General features: G+C 53.5%; 15 protein-coding genes. 10 read left to right on the top strand and 5 right to left on the bottom strand.

Annotation, left to right across the window (positions count from 1 at the left end):
- A partial coding sequence (locus tag C5Y44_RS05760) for a biotin/lipoyl-containing protein (RefSeq protein WP_304481682.1) occupies positions 1–794 on the bottom strand: 794 nt, incomplete at its 3' end.
- 326 nt (positions 795–1,120) lie between these two features.
- Between C5Y44_RS05760 and C5Y44_RS05765 the strand changes: the two genes are divergently transcribed.
- Complete coding sequence (locus C5Y44_RS05765) at positions 1,121–1,546, top strand: oxidoreductase (protein ID WP_105324094.1); 426 nt, start codon at positions 1,121–1,123, stop codon at positions 1,544–1,546.
- Between the two features lie 73 nt (positions 1,547–1,619).
- Here C5Y44_RS05765 and C5Y44_RS05770 read toward each other — a convergent pair whose 3' ends face one another.
- Complete coding sequence (locus C5Y44_RS05770; protein ID WP_105324095.1) at positions 1,620–3,107, bottom strand: leucyl aminopeptidase; 1,488 nt, start codon at positions 3,105–3,107, stop codon at positions 1,620–1,622.
- A gap of 83 nt (positions 3,108–3,190) precedes the next feature.
- Between C5Y44_RS05770 and C5Y44_RS05775 the strand changes: the two genes are divergently transcribed.
- Entirely contained in the window at positions 3,191–4,294 is a 1,104-nt protein-coding gene (locus C5Y44_RS05775) for a branched-chain amino acid aminotransferase (protein WP_105324339.1), read from the top strand.
- Positions 4,295–4,400: 106 nt separating this feature from the next.
- Here C5Y44_RS05775 and C5Y44_RS05780 read toward each other — a convergent pair whose 3' ends face one another.
- On the bottom strand, positions 4,401–5,405 hold the full coding sequence (locus tag C5Y44_RS05780; protein WP_105324096.1) for a nicotinate-nucleotide--dimethylbenzimidazole phosphoribosyltransferase: 1,005 nt from the start codon (positions 5,403–5,405) through the stop codon (positions 4,401–4,403).
- Between the two features lie 9 nt (positions 5,406–5,414).
- A complete protein-coding gene (locus tag C5Y44_RS05785; RefSeq protein ID WP_105324097.1) occupies positions 5,415–6,125 on the bottom strand; it encodes a DUF3043 domain-containing protein in 711 nt (236 codons plus the stop codon).
- A 289-nt stretch (positions 6,126–6,414) separates the two neighbouring features.
- Here C5Y44_RS05785 and C5Y44_RS05790 point away from each other — a divergent pair, with 289 nt between their 5' ends.
- The gene (locus C5Y44_RS05790) at positions 6,415–6,759 is read left to right on the top strand and encodes an iron-sulfur cluster assembly accessory protein (protein ID WP_066793105.1); all 345 of its coding nucleotides are present in this window, start codon (positions 6,415–6,417) and stop codon (positions 6,757–6,759) included.
- 179 nt (positions 6,760–6,938) lie between these two features.
- Here C5Y44_RS05790 and asnB read toward each other — a convergent pair whose 3' ends face one another.
- Entirely contained in the window at positions 6,939–8,855 is a 1,917-nt protein-coding gene (gene asnB, locus C5Y44_RS05795; protein ID WP_105324098.1) for an asparagine synthase (glutamine-hydrolyzing), read from the bottom strand.
- 381 nt (positions 8,856–9,236) lie between these two features.
- Here asnB and C5Y44_RS05800 point away from each other — a divergent pair, with 381 nt between their 5' ends.
- The 7 genes from C5Y44_RS05800 (at position 9,237) to C5Y44_RS05830 (ending at position 17,903) form a co-directional block, all read left to right on the top strand.
- Positions 9,237–10,331 (top strand): cytochrome c oxidase subunit II, encoded by a 1,095-nt coding sequence (locus C5Y44_RS05800; protein ID WP_105324099.1) that lies wholly within the window; start codon positions 9,237–9,239, stop codon positions 10,329–10,331.
- A gap of 21 nt (positions 10,332–10,352) precedes the next feature.
- Positions 10,353–10,784: a cytochrome c oxidase subunit 4 gene (locus tag C5Y44_RS05805; RefSeq protein WP_066793113.1), complete on the top strand. Its 432-nt coding sequence runs from the start codon at positions 10,353–10,355 to the stop codon at positions 10,782–10,784.
- A 587-nt stretch (positions 10,785–11,371) separates the two neighbouring features.
- A complete protein-coding gene (locus C5Y44_RS05810; protein ID WP_191373472.1) occupies positions 11,372–11,956 on the top strand; it encodes a heme-copper oxidase subunit III in 585 nt (194 codons plus the stop codon).
- A 77-nt stretch (positions 11,957–12,033) separates the two neighbouring features.
- Positions 12,034–12,933, top strand: coding sequence for a c-type cytochrome (locus tag C5Y44_RS05815; protein WP_369831073.1), 900 nt, complete (start codon positions 12,034–12,036; stop codon positions 12,931–12,933).
- On the top strand, positions 12,930–14,150 hold the full coding sequence (locus C5Y44_RS05820; RefSeq protein WP_105324101.1) for a ubiquinol-cytochrome c reductase iron-sulfur subunit: 1,221 nt from the start codon (positions 12,930–12,932) through the stop codon (positions 14,148–14,150). Before C5Y44_RS05815 ends, C5Y44_RS05820 begins: the two co-directional genes overlap by 4 nt.
- Positions 14,150–15,772 carry a cytochrome bc complex cytochrome b subunit gene (locus tag C5Y44_RS05825; RefSeq protein WP_105324102.1) on the top strand — a complete coding sequence of 541 codons (1,623 nt, stop codon included), beginning with the start codon at positions 14,150–14,152 and terminating at the stop codon, positions 15,770–15,772. The genes C5Y44_RS05820 and C5Y44_RS05825 overlap by 1 nt, the downstream gene beginning before the upstream one ends.
- Before the next feature lie 1,492 nt (positions 15,773–17,264).
- Positions 17,265–17,903 (top strand): C40 family peptidase, encoded by a 639-nt coding sequence (locus C5Y44_RS05830; protein WP_105324103.1) that lies wholly within the window; start codon positions 17,265–17,267, stop codon positions 17,901–17,903.
- Positions 17,904–18,139 lie beyond the last annotated feature (236 nt).

An 18,139-nucleotide genomic window follows, 5' to 3' on the forward strand; every position in this document is an offset into this window, starting at 1 on the left:
TTCAGCCACTGGGTGATGGTGCCTTCAGTGACAGACTCACCGAGTTCTGGCATCTCCACATCGGTAGCGTCGCCAGAAGCTGCTGGTGCAGACTCCTCAGAAGCGGACTCTTCCTCTTCTGCAGCTGGCTCTTTCTTAGCTGGTGCTTCTTCCTTAGGTTCAGCCTTTGGCTCTTCCTTCTTTTCGGAAGCAGCTGGCTTGGCGTTGCCGTCGCCGATGCGTGCGATGACTGCTCCGACGTCGATGGTGTCATCTTCGTCAGCGAGGATTTCTACCAGGGTGCCTGCGACTGGGGATGGGATCTCGGTATCGACCTTGTCGGTGGAGACCTCAAGCAGTGGCTCATCTACTTCGACGGTGTCGCCGACGGACTTCAGCCACTGGGTGATGGTGCCTTCAGTGACAGACTCACCGAGTTCTGGCATCTCCACATCGGTAGCGTCGCCAGATGCAGCTGGTGCAGACTCCTCAGAAGCGGACTCTTCCTCTTCTGCAGCCGGCTCTTCAGCTGGAGCTTCCTCCTTCGCAGGAGTGTCGGAAGAACCGGTGGACTCACCCTCCTCACCAATGATTGCGATGACAGCGCCGACGTCAATGGTGTCGTCTTCTTCTGCCTTAATTTCCAGCAAGGTACCGGATACTGGAGAAGGAATCTCAGTATCAACCTTGTCGGTGGAAACCTCGAGCAACGGTTCGTCTGCTTCGACGGTGTCGCCGACGGACTTCAGCCACTGGGTAATAGTGCCCTCTGTTACGGACTCGCCCAGCTCGGGCATCTCAACGGAGTACGCCATGAGTAATAAGACTCCTTGAACATTGTAAGAATTTATGGAAGCTTTTAGCCCAGACTACCGCGTAGGCTATTACGTTGCCCGCAGGAGTCCCCTTAAACCTTTGAGGAGGGTTCCGGCTAGCCCCGATTTTAACCCCGCGTAAACGGATATGGGTTGCTTTCAACAGCTTATTGTATGCCGTTTTGATTTTAAATGTTTGCAATGGTGAATTTCTTTGGGCATACAAAAGTTTGATACATCGTCTGTTTCTTGGGGGTAGCTAGTCGCACACAGGGCTCGCGACATATGGCAGCAGCGAGAAGACGCAATGACTAGAATGGACGATTGTGTTTAACCCTTTTCGCAGAAATAGGTCGAAGTCGACCTTGAAGCCGCCACGTGCCCCCGGCGATACTATTCGTCAGCACGATGCCCAGGAGCTTCGCGCGTGGGCTGCGGGCCGAGCATTTGTCGAAGCCTTCGTGGAACCAGAAACGGTGGTCAACGAAATGTCGGTTGTGCTGGTCGACGAATCGGGACAATTCATTCGCCGTCCCATCGGTGGGCCCAAAGGCATTGATGCCGTAGCTAAGCTTTTAGGCTGTCCCGTCTATGATGTTGAAGAAACTGGCTATCCGCAACGGATGCGCGAGCGCTTAGAGCGGGAGCGGATTTTGCGCAGGCGCGAAGAACAACGCCAACGCCGTAAGGACTTCGAAGCGCGGGAAGCGCGCCGCAAAGCGCAAGAGGCCCAAGAAAACGAGGGCTCGTAAAAATGTCCGTGCCACACAAGACGTGGCACGGACATTTTTACGGGGGTCTCGCTAGGACAACGTTGTAGTCGTCTTAGCTATCTTTTTCCGCAGCGATATCTTGCAGTGCCGCGATGATAGTGCGCGCAGGAACACCGGTTGCGCGCGGAGTGGTGTAGCCACGAGCAGCGCCGCCATTCCAGGATGGGCCAGCTACGTCAATGTGTGCCCACTGCACATCATCGGTGACGAACTGTGACAGGTAGGTACCGGCGAATTGCATGCCGCCTTCACGTTTGGCGTTGATATTGCGGATATCAGCAGCCTTAGACTTGATTTCCTCATCGTGTTCTTCAAGCAGCGGCACAGCCCAAGCATTCTCACCAACTGCGCGGCCAATCTCAGCGACGCGGTCGCGGAAGTCCTCAGAGCCCATGACACCAGCGGTGCGGGAGCCTAAAGCCACCATCTGCGCGCCGGTCAAAGTTGCGGTTTCAATCAAGTAATCCGGGTTGTCTTCGCAGGCACGCGCGATGGCATCGGCAAGCACCAAGCGTCCCTCGGCATCGGTGTTAAGAACTTCTGAGGTCAAGCCGCCGTAGTGAGTGATGACATCGCCAGGGCGCGTTGCATCGCCCGAAGGCATATTCTCTGCCAACGGCAGGAAAGCGGTGACCTTAACCGGGATCTCCAGCTTCGCAGCGGCAATCGTTGCACCCGCGACGGCAGCGGAACCACCCATATCCGAAATCATGTCCCACATGCCAGCACCTGGCTTAATGGAAATACCACCGGTATCAAAGGTAATTCCCTTGCCCACCAAAGCGACTGACTTCTTGGCCTTCTTTGGACTCCAGCTCAAACGCACCAGGCGAGGTGCACGTGCAGAGCCCTGACCAACGGACAAGATGCCGCCGAAGCCCTGCTTCTTTAGTTCCTTTTCGTCTAAGACCTCAACCTCTAGGCCTGCCTTGGTCCCTTGCTCCTTGAGGTACTTTGCATAAGACGCAGGGTAGAGCTCATTCGATGGGGTATTGGTTAAGGTGCGGGCAAAAGCGACTGCTTCCGCGCCGATAACAGCGGCCTCGAAGACTTCTTTGTCTTCTTTAGAGACCACGGTGATCTTCACTGGTGCCTCATCGGCATCTGCCTCAGTCGAGCGAATTCCACGGGTGGAGTAGCCGCCCAAGATTAGACCTTCAACTGCGGCTGCAAGACCAAAGTCTGAAATCGTGGTGGCAACATGCTTTTGGCCAACCAAAGCACGCGCAACGCTACCGGCGGCGCGGCGCAGGGCTTCATCGTCAAGCTTTTCTGGGTTACCCAAACCAACCGCGACAACCGACTCCGCGTTAACACCCTTAGGCGCTGGGATACGCGTGATTTCACCCGGCTTGCCCTTTGCGCCTACGGAAGAAAGAGCCTGCAAGGTTGCTTTGAGCTCAGAGCTTCCCAGCAATGCAGTTCCTGGTAGCTCCAGGCCCTCTTCGCCTTGGAAAGCGGCGATAACCAGGATATTCGCCTTGGATGGAGTCTTCTTCTCTAGCTTTACGGTGGGCAAAGCTGATGCCACGACAGTCACGTGTATGTCCTCCTTGAAGGGATTTTAGAAAATTATCTAACCTCCAAGCTTAACCAAGAATGCAAAGGAGTATGTTAGAGGCCATGACTTCGCTTACATATTCCGTAAATCCGTCCCCTAATCCCACTTCGGAAGAACGTTTGGCCGAAATTTTGGCCAATCCTGGTTTTGGCCAGCACTTCACCGATCACATGGTCACCATCGATTGGAACGAGGAGAAGGGCTGGCATGATGCGCAGGTGCGCCCTTATGAAGCCCTTCCGATGGACCCAGCAACCACCGTGTTGCATTACGGACAGGCGATTTTCGAAGGCATCAAGGCTTACCGTCAGGCAGATGGTTCCGTTGCCACCTTCCGCCCAGAGCGCAACGGTGAGCGCCTGATGCGCTCGGCAGAGCGTCTGGCGATGCCGCAGTTGCCTGTCGATGACTTCGTGGAGTCCCTTCACCAGCTCGTCGAGATTGACCAGGCCTGGGTTCCTGCGGCCGGTGGGGAAGCAGCGTTGTACCTGCGTCCATTTATGATCTCGACTGAGGTTTCCTTGGGCGTTGCTCCAGCGAATACCTACCGTTACTTTGTTATCGCCTCGCCTGCTGGCGCTTACTTCAAGGGCGGCATCAAGCCGGTTTCGGTGTGGCTGTCGACTGACTACGTTCGCGCAGCACCAGGTGGCACTGGCGCCGCGAAATTTGCTGGCAACTACGCAGGTTCCTTACTGGCGCAGGCCCAAGCGGAAGAAAAGGGCTGCGACCAGGTTGTCTGGCTCGATGGTATTGAGCGCAAGTACATCGAGGAAATGGGCGGCATGAACCTGTTCTTCGTTTACGGCTCCGGCGATGATGCCACCGTTGTCACCCCAGCCCTGTCAGGTTCTTTGCTCGCGGGTATTACCCGTGAGTCTTTGCTGCAGGTCGCTGAAGATATGGGCCTGAAAGTCGAAGAGCGCCGCATCACTGCGCAAGAATGGCGCGACGATGCTGAATCTGGCGCGATGACCGAAGCCTTCGCCGCTGGTACCGCTGCGGTTATTACCCCTGTTGGCAAGGTCTTGGGCAATGACGTCGATTTCCAGGTCAACAACAATGAGGCCGGCGAAATCACCATGGCTTTGCGTGAGCGCCTCACCGGTATCCAGCACGGCGCGGTTGAAGACACCCACGGCTGGTTGCACACCTTGGTGAAGTAGAAATACTTTAAGTCTTAACGTTTAAGCGAAAGTCCCGTTAGAAGAATACTTCTAACGGGACTAACTTTTACCAGGGCCGAACGGCACTGAATCAAAGCGATTGGATTCAATCCTGGTTCAAGGCATTGGAGACGCTCACAACTTCATCGCCAACCAGCTCGATGCTTGAGCGAATCAAAGGCAACGCAGCGAGTGCACCGAGGCCCTGACCTGCAGACATATCGAGGTTAAGTAGGGGAGTCAGCTCTAAGTCTTGCAGCGCTAGGACATGGGCAGGCTCAGCGGTGACATCGGCGGCAAAGCACCAAGATGCAGTTCCAGGAGCCATGCGCTCTGCCAGCGTTGCAGCCACAGCAGTGAACATGCCCGAAATCAGCACGGGGGTTCGTCGCGTGGCTGCCTGCGCAATCAATGCGGCCTCGGCAGCTAAATCCGCGTTACCAATGATTTGCAATAGCTCTTGCGGGCTGGTGGCAAAATTACGAGCCCTAAACATGGCATCGCGTATTACCGCAACCTTGGTCTTCCACATGGCATCAGTAGTGCCCGAACCCGGGCCTACGATGGCTACCGGTTCGGTGCGCGACAGCACACCCATCACCGCGGCAGCGACTGTGGAATTAGCCACCGCCAGATCGGCAGGGATAAGCAGGTCTGTACCTGCATCGATTTCGCGATCGGCGGTGTTCATGCCCAGTTCCATGGCCGATTGTAGCTGCTCAGGTGACAGACCATTTTCCACGTCAATCGCTCCAGAGGTGATATCCGTCTTGAGCAATTCGACGCTGGCATCGGCAGCAATTGCTAGTCGATGCACCGGGCCGATACTCGCCTCGACTTCCGCAACCTGCTCACCGGTGGCTTCAGGGGCATACGCCGAAAGACCGTGTCCTTGGAAAGTGCGCTGGGCGATGCCATTTTCACTGGCAAAAACAATAACGCGAACACGCTGTAGCGCAAGTGGTGGAACTTGCGCTTGGCAACTAGCTAACCACAGCGCAGGATCCGCAAATTTCCCTAAGCTCAGCCCCCGCGGCGTGGCATGTAGTGCAGTAGCAACTGCGGCGCGGGCTTGTGCATCGGGTGCAGGAACAGCGGGAAAATCAAGCATGGATAAATTTTAGCGCTTCACGCGTGGACGAGGAGTACGCCACTTGTATGGCTGGGTTGCACGCGAGTACGCGTAAAAGCCCAGGGAAACACCAGCTTCGGTAGTGCCTGGGAAGGCCTTGCGTACTGCCTTGTTGGAAGAACGTCCCAGGTAGATACCTTCTACCAACAAGACCACGATGAAGACCATGGCCACGATGGAAGAGATATTGGCAAAGGAAGGAGCAACGGTACCTAAGAACATGATCAGCAGCATGACCAATGCTGCCGGCATTGCCCATTCGTTGATAAAGCGACGTGAGTCTACCCAGTCACGGACAAACGCACGCACTTCGCCCTTATCGCGCGGCATCAAGTAGCGCTCATCGCCAGCTGCCATACGTTCTTGGGTGACGCGGTTTTGCTCGCGTCGCTGCTCGCGCTCTTGCTGCTTGTACTGCTTCCACTCTTCCTTAGACATGGATGCCTTAAGCTTCTTGCGGTTTTGCGCCATTTGCGCCGAGGAGACTCCACGCGGATCACGCTTAACGCCACGTGCGATTTCCTGCTCATCACGCTTCGGGGTAGGACGTCCCTTTGGAGGGGTATAGCCCTTAGGGAGATTGCCTTCGGTTTCACTGGACTCGAGGGAGGAGGCATCTACTTCGTTGGTTTGAGAGTTTTTATTCTCAAAAACGGAGGAGCCATCTGACTTAGAATCTTTTTGCCACGGTAACTTCACAGTGCTTAGGTTACAAGGCTTTGCCCCAAAGGTGACAATAGCCTCGGGTGTATACGGGGAATAATCCAGGACTATTCCGGGAATAGTTGTCGTATCTTTAGCGTTGTGCAATATAGCCATTGCCATACTCGGGTAAAAATTTATCGACGTTCTTTTGCGAAAATTTAAATCAGAGTAGGGTAGAGGATTATCAGACTGGATAGAAAGTACGGATTTTCCGGACTCTCTATGATGGTCACAGACGATGTATCACACAATTCGACACTCTCGTTTAAGTTAGGGGAGAAACATGACTGCTCCAGCATCTGCAACTGGTGTAATTTTGACCGAGGCTGCTGCTTCTAAGGCAAAGTCTTTGCTTGATCAGGAAGGTCGCGATGACCTCTCCTTGCGTATCGCGGTACAGCCGGGTGGCTGCGCTGGCTTGCGCTACCAGCTTTACTTCGATGACCGCACCTTGGATGGTGACAAGGTTGAGACCATCGGTGGCGTTAACCTGGTTGTTGACAAGATGAGCGTTCCTTACCTGATGGGCGCAAAGATTGACTTTGCAGACACCATCGAGCAGCAGGGCTTTACCATCGATAACCCTAACGCTGGCGGTTCCTGCGCCTGTGGTGACTCCTTTAACTAAGGCAACCTAAAAATAAATAAAGCTCAGCGGCCTTCACTACTTTCTTCAAAGTGTGGAGGCCGCTGAGCTTTTCTCTATCGTCACTACCCAGCGAACACCGCTAGGTAGTACGCATTTACGTAGCGCGCGACGCGGGATAACACGCATTTACCTAACGCGCGACGCTAGGAGCGCGTTACCTAGAGCTTGACTGGGTAATCTTGGCGCTCGATATTCGGGTCGATGCGCTTTTCGACGAAAATGCCGTGCCAGATCATAAAGGACAGCACGGTCCACAAACGGCGTGAGTGATCAGAGATGCCGTCACGGTGTTCCTTGAGCATTTCAAGAACGGCCGCGCGATCGAAGATGTCATCAGTTTGCGATTGGTTAATCGTATCTTGTGCCCAACCGAAGAGTTCGTCACCAGCGAGCCAGTGGCGCATTGGAACTGGGAAGCCCAACTTCTTGCGGTGGAGAACATGTGGGGGAACGATCTGCTCGAGAGCCTTGCGCAATGCGTACTTGGTGGTGCCATGCGCAATCTTGTATTCGTGCGGGATGGTCTCCGCTACCTTGAATACTTCCTTATCCAAAAATGGCACGCGCAGTTCCAAAGAGTTGGCCATATTCATCTTGTCAGCCTTGACTAGGATGTCGCCGCGCATCCAGGTAAACAAATCTAGGTGCTGCATGCGAGCGACTGGATCCATGTGCTCAGACTGTGCGTAGATGGGCGCGGTGACCTCTTCATGGTTCCACTCTGGACGTGCCCAAGGAATCACGCGCTTAAGTTGCTCATAGTTAAAGGAGCGAGCATTGCCGTAGTAGCGCTGTTCCATGGTCATGGAGCCACGCTCCAGCAAGGACTTGCCCTTCATGCCGTCAGGCAAGATTCGGGATAGCTTGCCCAGGCCCTGACGCAGTGGGGAAGGGATCTTCTCAAAAGGAGCCAAGGAAAGTGGCTCCTTATAAATGGTGTAGCCACCAAAGAGTTCGTCCGCACCTTCGCCGGAGAGCACTACCTTGACGTGCTTACGGGCTTCCGCGGCGACGAAATATAGCGGAACCAGTGATGGGTCAGCTACTGGATTATCCAGGTACCACATGATCTTCGGAATCGCGTCGGCATATTCTTCAGGGGAAACGACCTTAACAATGTGCTCAGCACCGATAGCTGCAGCAGATTCAGCTGCGACATCTACCTCGGAGTAGCCCTCGCGTTCAAAACCAGTAGTAAAGGTCAACAAGTCTGGGTTATGGCGCTTGGCCAAAGCGGCAATAGCAGTGGAGTCAATACCGCCAGAGAGGAAAGAGCCGACGGTGACGTCTGCGCGCATGTGCTTAGCCACGCTGTCTTCCAAAGCTTCGGCGATGCGGTCGTAAAGCTTCTGCTCGTCTTCGACTTTCTCAGTCCGGAACTCAGGCTTGAAGTAGCGGTCGGATACAACCTTGCCGCCAGGGGACAAGGTAACCGTGCAACCCGATTCCACACGCTGAATATTGGCGTGCAGGGACTCTGGCTCTGGCACATACTGAAGATCGACATAGTGCTCGATAGCGCGCTTGTCTAGGCTCAGGTCTAGATTCAGAGCGTCAGCCATGTCAAGGATGGACTTCATCTCGGACGCAAAGACGGTGCCCGCCTCGGTGGTCGCGTAGTACAAAGGCTTGATGCCGAACTGGTCACGGGCTGCGAACATGACCTTATTCTCGGTATCCCAGATGACGATGCCGAACATGCCGCGAAGATGATTCACAACATCTTTGCCCCAGTGGTGGTAGCCAACCACGATAGGTTCCCCGTCACCTTCAGTGTTGAAGGTATAGCCGTAGCCCTTGAGCTCTTCGCGCAACTCAATGTAGTTGTAGATCTCACCGTTGAAGGTCATCGCGTAGCGCTCAGGATTATCTTCTGGGCCCCAGCGAAGAGGCTGGTGGGAGTGCTCCAAGTCGATAATCGACAAGCGGTTAAAGCCAAAGACCGCATCATCGTCGTTCCACGTGCCTGCGGCATCTGGCCCGCGGTGGTACATGCATTCCAGGCTTCCTTCAACTGCATTCACAAACTGTGCAGCGGTGCCCTTTGCGGTGAGCATGCTTAAGAGTCCACACATAGGTGACTAGTACTCCTTAATAATTGCGGTCTATTACTTGCCCAATAACTTTACGGCCAAATAGGGCAAAACACTCAACAGGGCGCGGGTTAAAACAGCTTTACCCTTTAAGGTGCAAACTTTAGGATGATACCCCAAATGAATCTATGTGAATTGAATTACAGTAGATGGAAACCGGGTGGGGGTGCTGATGGGCCATTTAGCAGGTCGGGCGGTAACATACTTTTTGAATGCCACTCTCAGGCAGTTCTTATGTTCGCTTCGCTGTATGTGAGAAAGCATAAGAACCTGCTTGAATGCACTATCCTCGATGGATAGGAATGCTCTGTGTGCAAGCAGACGCATTTGGGAAGTTTGTGTGGACAGAAAGGTAGAACACACGTGGGACAGCGTAAAGAGCGCACCATTACCCGCAAGGCTGGGCTAGCTGGCGCTTTGGCGCTAGGCGGCGCCGCTTTGGCAGGTTGTGAAGTTGCTCCACCACAGGCAATGAGTAACATTCTCGGCTTCGGTTGGCCAGACGGTATTACCCCAGAAGCTCACGCCATGCACAACTACTGGATCTGGGTCTGGGTAGTTGCCTGGATCATCGGTATCATCATGTGGGGATTCTTCCTCGTGGCGATCTTCCGTTGGTCTGCAAAGCGTGCAAAGAAGAAGGGCTTCGGAGAATTCCCTAAGGCCCTGCAGTACAACGTTCCGTTAGAACTCGCCTTAACGGTTATCCCGGTCATTATTATTATGGCTCTCTTCTTCTTCAATGTTCAGACGCAGCAGAAGGTTGTCGCGCTGGACAAGGATCCAGAGGTTACCGTTGACGTCACTGCATTCCAGTGGAACTGGAAGTTCGGTTACGCCAACTTGGGTGCTGAGATTTCTCCAACCGGCTCTGTATACGAAGGCCGCGACGAAGATCGTCACCAGGCAGCGGAAGCTGCTTCAGTAGACCCGGAAGACATGAAGAACGCGAACCCAATCCACGGCCGTTCGATGGGTGACCTTTCTTACCTGAACTACAACGAGATTGAAACCTTGGGCTCCACTGAAGAGGTTCCAGTCTTGGTTCTGCCAACCAACACTCCAATTGAGTTCCGTTTGGCTTCCGGCGACGTATCCCACTCCTTCTGGGTGCCGGAATTCTTGTTCAAGCGCGATACCTACGCTCACCCAGAAGCTAACCAGCAGGAGCGTAGCTTCCAGATTTCCGAAATCACTGAAGAAGGCGCTTTCGTAGGCCGCTGTGCGGAAATGTGCGGTACTTACCACGCAATGATGAACTTCGAGGTTCGTACTGTAAGTCCAGAAGCATTCGAAGAGTACATGCAGTTCCGCATGGACAACCCAGATGCTCCTAACTCTGAGGCACTGGCTTCCATTGGTGAAGAGCCATACGCAACCAGTACTTCGCCGTTCAACAGCTCCCGTGAGGGCACCCGCGATGGCGACAACTTCGTTGACGCCAGCGCAAAGGCATAAAGGTAAAAGGAGTAACTAGACATGAAACCTAGTGCGAAAACTTTCTACTCAATCGGCGCTTATATCTTTATCGCGCTGCTGTTGTACGCATTCGGCACGGCCTACATGGACAATGATGCTTCCATGGGTGGCGCTGAGTACGTCGGTATCGTGGCGTTGACGATGTCTCTGTTGCTGTGTCTGATGCTTGGTGGTTACCTGCACATCACGGAGCGTGGAACCGACGTACTTCCAGAGGACTGGGAAGAGGCAGAAGTCGAGGATGCCGCGGGCATCTACGGTTTCTTCTCCCCAGGTTCCATTTGGCCATTCGCGATGACTTGTGCAATCGGCATTCTTGGCTACGGCCTGGCATTCTACTTCCTGTGGATGATTGTCCTCGGATTGGTTATGTTGGCTTGGTCTGCAACCATGCTGTCCCTGCAGTACGGCCTGCCAAAGGAAAAGCACTAATCGTTTGCTAAGTACGTAACTTCGCGTCAAACTTCTCAAGCCCCCATCTACCTTGTGTAGGTGGGGGCTTTGATGTGCGTCGGATGATTTCCAAAATAGTTCCGGCGGGTTCAATAAATTTTCAAAACCCCGACGAATTGGCATTCCACGGGGGCGGTGAACTTAATTGCAGACACTGAACTTGCTTCACGATTTCGGTAAACGTGCACGTTAAAGGGATTTTGCGCCGGGGGTCAACCGAAAGTTGCAAACCAGGCATTGGGGGCATGGCTGGGGTGTGATCTTTCTAACATGGCACGCTGCGGTAGTTGCTTGCAATGTTTGGGAAGGGCTGTACCAGATTCTTTGAGCTAACCAATCCCCATTTTAGGTTCTGGAGTTATGAACCATTGACCTGCATGAACGCGAAGTTAACTTCGTGCGAAGATGAGAGGCTTCAGCGAGGTTTTGTAAAGGTTCCAAAGGTTCCTGAATAAAAGCTGAATCTGGGCTAGAAAACGCTTGAAGAGATCGGGGGGTCTGAGATGACTTGGGGGTTAAAACCAGACATACTAGTAGGCGTGACGAGCGCAGTTTCAAACCAAGGTATGGCAGCACCACGTGTTGCTACGTTGAACCGACCCAATATGGTCAGCGTAGGCACCATCGTGTTCCTGTCTCAGGAATTGATGTTCTTCGCCGGACTGTTCGCGATGTGGTTCACATCGCGCGCTAACGGCCAGGGCGGCGACTGGGCTGAGCAAACCGCTCACCTCAATGTGCCGATGGGTTTCTTGATCACCACGATCTTGATCCTTTCCTCCGTTACATCTCAGTTGGGCGTCTTCGCAGCTGAAAGGGGTGACGTTTATAAGCTTCGCGTCTGGTACGCGGTAACCATCGTTCTGGGTCTCATCTTTGTACTCATTGTTGGTTACGAGTGGTACGAGATGATCCACCACGGTGTGACCATCCAGGCCAGCGTATTTGGCTCAGTCTTCTACATTTTGACTGGCTTCCACGCAATTCACGTGTCTGCGGGCATTGTGGCCTTCTTGGTCATTATGCTGCGTACCGCGAAATCCAAGTTCACGCCAGCACAAGCAACCGCCGCTATGGCAGTTTCTTACTACTGGCACTTCGTGGACGTAATTTGGATTGGCGTGTTTGTCGTTATCTACCTAGTTCAGTAGGCCCCGTCAAGGGTTTCAAAACTTAAGTGACGGCCGAAAGCTAATCACTTTTCGCGAAACGAACATAAATAAGGAAAATGATGGATACGAATTCCACTCCAGTTCCCGAGCAGCCAGGGCAGAAGTCCCCAGCTGCGGAGGCAAAGAAGACGCGGCGCAACCGCAAGGTTAAGCGCACCCTCGCTGGTGCGTTTGCGCTTACCGTCGGACTAACTGGCGCAGGTGTATTAGCAACCGCGTTAACCCCAGACGCACAGGTTGCTACCGCGCAGCGTGATGATCAGGCTCTCATCCAAGAGGGTAATGACATCTACGACGTAGCGTGTATCACTTGCCACGGTGCAAACCTTCAGGGTGTTGAGGACCGCGGTCCTTCCCTGATTGGCGTGGGTGCAGGTTCGGTTTACTTCCAGGTTCACTCTGGCCGTATGCCGATGATGTCTAACGATGCTCAGGCGGAGCGCAAGACTCCTCGCTACACCGAGCAGCAGACCCTGGCGTTGGCAGCTTATGTTGCAGCCAACGGTGGTGGCCCAGACATCGTGTACAACGAAGACGGCTCCATCGCGATGGAAGAGCTTCGTGGTGCTAACTACAACGGCCGGATTCAGCCTGAAGACGTTGCCCGTGGTGGCGAACTCTTCCGCATGAACTGTGCGTCTTGCCACAACTTCACCGGACAAGGCGGTGCGCTGTCTTCCGGTAAGTACGCACCGCCTCTGGCTCCTGCAAACGAGCAGGAAATCTACCAGGCGATGCTGACTGGCCCACAAAACATGCCTAAGTTCTCCGACCGTCAGCTTTCTGCTGATGAGAAGAAGGACCTCATTGCTTATATCAAGTCTGCAAGCGAGACTCCTTCTCCAGCAGGTTGGGACCTTGGTGGTCTTGGCCCAGTAGCTGAAGGTCTGGCTATGTGGATTATCGGCATCACCGCTCTGTGTGCTGCTGCAATGTGGATGGGATCGCGTTCATGAGCAATGTAAACAAGAAATACACCGATGACGAACTCAAGGGTATGAGCAATGAAGAGCTCGCAACCCTCGGTACTGAGTTGGATGACGTCACCGTTGCGTTCCGCAAGGAGCGTTTCCCGATTGCTGGTGACCCCGCTGAAAAGCGTGCCGCGCGTGGTATCAACATTTGGTTGGTTATTTCCGTAATCAGTGCACTGGCATTCTTGGGCATCTACATCTTCTGGCCATGGGAATTTAAGGTCCTTGGTGAAGAAGGCCTTATCTGGCACAACCTTTACACTCCGTTGCTCGGTCTAACCGCAGGTATTGCGATTACCGGCCTCGGTATCGCGGTTGTTCAGTTTGTTAAGAAGCTCATGCCGGAAGAGATTTCGGTACAGCGTCGCCACGATGGTCCATCCGATGAGGTTGACCGTCGTACCTTGACCGCACTGCTTAATGACTCCTGGAAGACTTCTACTCTTGGTCGTCGTAAGACCATGCAGGGCCTTCTTGGTGGTGCAGCAGTTCTTTTCGGTTTGGTTGTTGTTGCTCCGTTGGGCGGCATGATCCAGGATCCATGGCGCAAGCGTCATGACCTCAACTACATGGGTGACGGCACCCTGTGGACCTCTGGCTGGACCTTGCACGAGAAGGGCGTAAAGCTCTACTTGGCTCGTGACACCGGTACTATTGCTGAGTTCCACGAAGGTGAGTCTGGCAGCCACTACACGACCCAAGGCGTTTCCCGTCTTGTTCGTGTTCGTCCAGAAGACCTCGCAGCTGGCGGCATGGAGACTGTCTTCCCATTGGCAGCTTCTGACGTCAACGATGGTGACCTATACGATCCTCAAAAGGACGTATACGAGAACCACATGCACTCTATTCACGGTAACCGCAACGCCGTTATGTTGATTCGTCTGCGCCACCAAGATGCGCAGAAGGCAATCGAACGTGAAGGTCAAGAAGACTTCCACTACGGCGATTACTACGCGTACTCTAAGATTTGTACTCACATCGGTTGCCCAACCTCGCTTTATGAGGCTCAGACCAACCGAATCCTGTGTCCATGCCACCAGTCGCAGTTCGACGCATTGCACTACGGTAAGCCAGTCTTCGGACCAGCTGCACGTGCACTGCCACAGCTGCCGATTACCGTGGACGAAGAGGGCTACCTCGTGGCGCAGGGCAACTTCATCGAGCCAGTTGGCCCGGCATTCTGGGAGCGTAAGTCATAATGAGCAATAAACTCGGAAATATTGGTAATAACCTCGACTCCAGGCTTCCAGCCGCAGGTGTCGTGCGAACCCAGATCAACAAGGTCTTCCCAACGCACTGGTCATTCATGCTTGGTGAAATTGCACTGTACAGCTTCATTATCCTGTTGCTGACTGGTGTATACCTTGCTCTGTTCTTCGATCCATCGATCACCAAGGTCATCTACGACGGTGCGTACACCCCGTTGAATGGCGTTGAGATGTCTCGCGCATACGCAACCGCGCTGGACATTTCCTTTGAAGTTCGTGGTGGCCTCTTTGTCCGTCAGATGCACCACTGGGCTGCACTGATGTTCATGATGGCTATGGTCGCCCACATGGGGCGTATCTTCTTCACCGGTGCGTTCCGTCGCCCACGTGAAGCAAACTGGATTATCGGTTGCTCCTTGATTCTCCTCGGCATGATCGAGGGCTTCATGGGCTACTCCCTTCCAGATGACCTGCTGTCTGGCGTTGGTCTTCGTATTATGTCCGCCATCATCTTGGGTATGCCGATCATCGGTACCTGGTTGCACTGGGGCATTTTCGGTGGCGACTTCCCATCTGACTTGATGCTTGACCGCTTCTACATCCTCCACGTTCTGATTCTGCCGGGCATTATTCTTGGCCTGATTGCAGCTCACGTTCTGCTGGTTTGGTTCCAGAAGCACACCCAGTTCCCTGGACCAGGTCGCGCTGAGAACAACGTTGTTGGTGTCCGAATCCTGCCAGTCTTCGCTACGAAGGCTATCGGTATGGGTCTGATGACCGCTGGTGTTCTTGCACTGATGTCCGGTCTGCTGACCATTAACGCAATTTGGAACCTTGGTCCATACAACCCATCACAGGTTTCTGCAGGTTCGCAGCCAGATATCTACATGCTCTGGACTGACGGTGTTGCTCGTGTCATGCCAGCGTGGGAGCTCTACTTGGGCAACTACACCATTCCATCTGCTTTCTGGGTCGCACTTCTGTGTGGTCTGATGGTTGTACTCTTGATTGCGTACCCATTCATTGAGAAGAAGATGACCGGCGACGACGCTCACCACAACCTGTTGCAGCGTCCACGTGACGTCCCAGTTCGTTCCGCTATCGGCGCTATGGCTATTACCTTCTTCCTGTTGGTAACCATGTCCGGTGGTAACGACCACGTTGCGCACTTCTTCCAGATTTCGCTGAACGCGATGACCTGGGTTGGCCGTATCGGTCTGGTTGTTCTTCCTCCGATTGCTTACTGGATTACCTACGCAGTCTGTGTTGGTTTGCAGCGTTCCGATCGCGAGGTCTTGGAGCACGGTATCGAAACTGGTGTCATCAAGCAGCTACCAAACGGTGCGTTCATTGAAGTTCACCAGCCACTGGGTCCTGTTGATGAGCACGGCCACGCGGTTCCACTGGAGTACTCCGGTTCCTACGTTCCGAAGCAGCTCAACCAGCTTGGTCTGGCTGACTCTGAGGTACAGGGCACCTTCTCCCCAGATGATCCTGACTTGATGCGCCGCGTTCACGAGCACCACGCTGACAACGCAGCAGAAGAAGCAGAGATGCTGCGTCGCCTGAACGAGGCTAACCGTCGCGAAGACGAGGAAAACGGTCTCAACTAACCTCTAACCCTTCGGTTAGAAACCAAAGCGCTCACAACCCGCTGAGTTACTTCCTTTGAAGTAGCACAGCGGGTTTCGCTATATCTATGGCCATTGGCAGATTCAAGTGCCGAATTGTTTATCCGATGGTCGGTGGCTTCGGCCTGAAGGGGAGCATGGATACGTCATTGCTCATCGGGCTTCCTAGTTGCCAAACCATCTTGAGCAGATGCTTGGAATTCCCTCTGCGCTTGGACAGGCTCGGCGGTCCACGAGCTGGGGTGTGGCACCTGGAATAGGTTTGTCACGCTGAAGTTTGTTTGAAGACGCAGAGCTGGCGAGGGCGTATGGAGTTCGAGTGGCTGCCAGATTCCTCTCTAAAGCCGCCCCAAGTCGATAGGTAAGTGCGTGCAGTCCTTGCCATCGTTCTCGTTTCTTGTCGGCGTCCACGACGGCGTTGAGTCCGGTTGCACTAGCGCTGCGCGTGTATGGCGGGACCCTGCGGGCGTTGACTGGCCTTTTTGGGGTGCAGATGTGTTTGTACTCTTCTCCTATATAAGGAGAAGGGTTCGCAGGGACGCCGGAATCTGAGTGGCTAATACAAAGGCGGCTGATTCCGCGGTAATGAGGGTTTCCCCAAGCTCTGGCAGGGTCTGAACTGTAGCAGTATTCAACGTGCTGCTGTAGGGCGTTGTGGGGCGTTTTAAGCCAATGAGTTCGTGTGGGCAGCTGGGAGAAGCTCAGAGGATAAACAAAGACTTCTTCGCGGGTACCTGCATCTGGACTCTTGCTAGTTCACTTTCTCTAACTATATATAGGGAACGGGGGGGGGGAGAAGTATGCGGCTAGTGAATGGTCTGTTTTAATGAGTGATGGATTGCCGCGCAAAATTCTGGCGGTGCTGGGGTGCGGCTGAGGTTGTTCATACGTCACCTTTTATTGGGGTTTGCGCCCATTTTTCGGCAAAGTTTTATGCTTTGTGAGAAATGCCACGTTTGGGATTTGGTATGGCGTATCCGCAAACGTTTGATTTTTGCTTTTGGTTGAGAACATTGTTTGGCGCTGGCTTTGCCCCAGTAAGTGCGCGGTTTTTTCGGGCTTTGTGTTGGCAATGAAATTGTTTCAATTTGAAATTGCTTTTGGGAAAATTTGGATATCAATAAGATAACGAGAAGATAACGGCGAGACACGGACTTCAAAACTCGACAAACTTTGTGATTGTTTCGTAACCTGTTTGAGACATTGCGTTACCGCCCGGTAGCCAATTAAGAAAACAACAACTTAAAGCGTCGTATCTGGTCCCGTCTGAAGAACGGTGGGGCCGAGCGGAGGATGGTCTCTTAATAGAGAACTTCCAAAGAACGTTAGGCCCGCACCTTAGGGCCAGAGCTACGAACACAATAGATTGAGTTCACTTCAATTTGGTACAGCAAGTGCTGCTGTGAATTTTTTCTTTAGCTGCTCAGCAACTTGTGTTGGTAGTAGGCGCGCAGAATGATTTGGAGTTTATTTCGTGGCACAGCACCGTCGTCAGAACGTTAAGACCGTTCGTCGCATCGCAGGCACCACCGCTATCGCAGCAGTTGCAACCCTGGCGGGTCCAGCAGCTGCAAACGCAGCAGAGGTAGTAGTTCCAAACACTAACTACTCCTTCAATGTTCAGGGACTGGAGAACGTTCCGAACATCAAGCAGGTCCCAAACATCGACAAGTTTGTTCCATCCTTGTCCAACCAGGGTTCCGCTTCCACCACCACCGCTGCTAAGGCTAACTACTCTGCTTCGGCACCAGCTAAGCCAGCAGCTAGCTCCACCGGTCAAAAGGTTGTAGACGCTGTCTACTCCAAGATTGGTGCACCTTACGCTTGGGGTGCTACCGGCCCAAGCTCCTTCGACTGCTCTGGTCTGACCTCCTGGGCATACGCTCAGGCTGGCAAGCAGATTCCTCGCACCTCCCAGGCGCAGGCATCTGGCGGCACCCCAGTCGCTATTTCTGACCTGCAGCCAGGTGACATCGTTGCTTACTACGGCGGTGCATCCCACGTAGGTATCTACGTCGGTAACGGCAAGATTGTTGACGCGTTGAACTCGGGCACCCCAGTTTCCGAGCGTCCGCTGAACTACATGCCAATCCACTCTGCGGTTCGGTTCTAAAACTGCCTAGTGAAATCAAATCCCCGCTACTTCCAATTGAGGAAGCAGCGGGGATTTGGTGTATCTGGGATGTTACCTGAGTGTTAGCTGGGGTGCTGGCAGCTAATTTGCAGGTACTCGGTATGTTTTGCCTAAAAGTATTCATTAAAGATGGCTGTAGAATTGACCAGCGTTTTCCCAGCTCAAGGCGAATATTATGACGTTGGTCAAAGCGGCGATTTAGGCTAGCTATATCG

Origin of the sequence: Corynebacterium sp. J010B-136, from assembly GCF_002967075.1 — a bacterium.
Lineage (GTDB): Bacteria > Actinomycetota > Actinomycetes > Mycobacteriales > Mycobacteriaceae > Corynebacterium.

Bases quoted from the DNA above. Each gene is read 5' to 3' on its own strand.
- asnB (WP_105324098.1), bottom strand. From the start codon at position 8,855: ATGTGTGGACTCTTAAGCATGCTCACCGCAAAGGGCACCGCTGCACAG.
- C5Y44_RS05815 (WP_369831073.1), top strand. From the start codon at position 12,034: ATGATGGATACGAATTCCACTCCAGTTCCCGAGCAGCCAGGGCAGAAG.
- C5Y44_RS05825 (WP_105324102.1), top strand. From the start codon at position 14,150: ATGAGCAATAAACTCGGAAATATTGGTAATAACCTCGACTCCAGGCTT.
- C5Y44_RS05775 (WP_105324339.1), top strand. From the start codon at position 3,191: ATGACTTCGCTTACATATTCCGTAAATCCGTCCCCTAATCCCACTTCG.
- C5Y44_RS05810 (WP_191373472.1), top strand. From the start codon at position 11,372: ATGGCAGCACCACGTGTTGCTACGTTGAACCGACCCAATATGGTCAGC.
- C5Y44_RS05790 (WP_066793105.1), top strand. From the start codon at position 6,415: ATGACTGCTCCAGCATCTGCAACTGGTGTAATTTTGACCGAGGCTGCT.
- C5Y44_RS05805 (WP_066793113.1), top strand. From the start codon at position 10,353: ATGAAACCTAGTGCGAAAACTTTCTACTCAATCGGCGCTTATATCTTT.
- C5Y44_RS05780 (WP_105324096.1), bottom strand. From the start codon at position 5,405: ATGCTTGATTTTCCCGCTGTTCCTGCACCCGATGCACAAGCCCGCGCC.
- C5Y44_RS05820 (WP_105324101.1), top strand. From the start codon at position 12,930: ATGAGCAATGTAAACAAGAAATACACCGATGACGAACTCAAGGGTATG.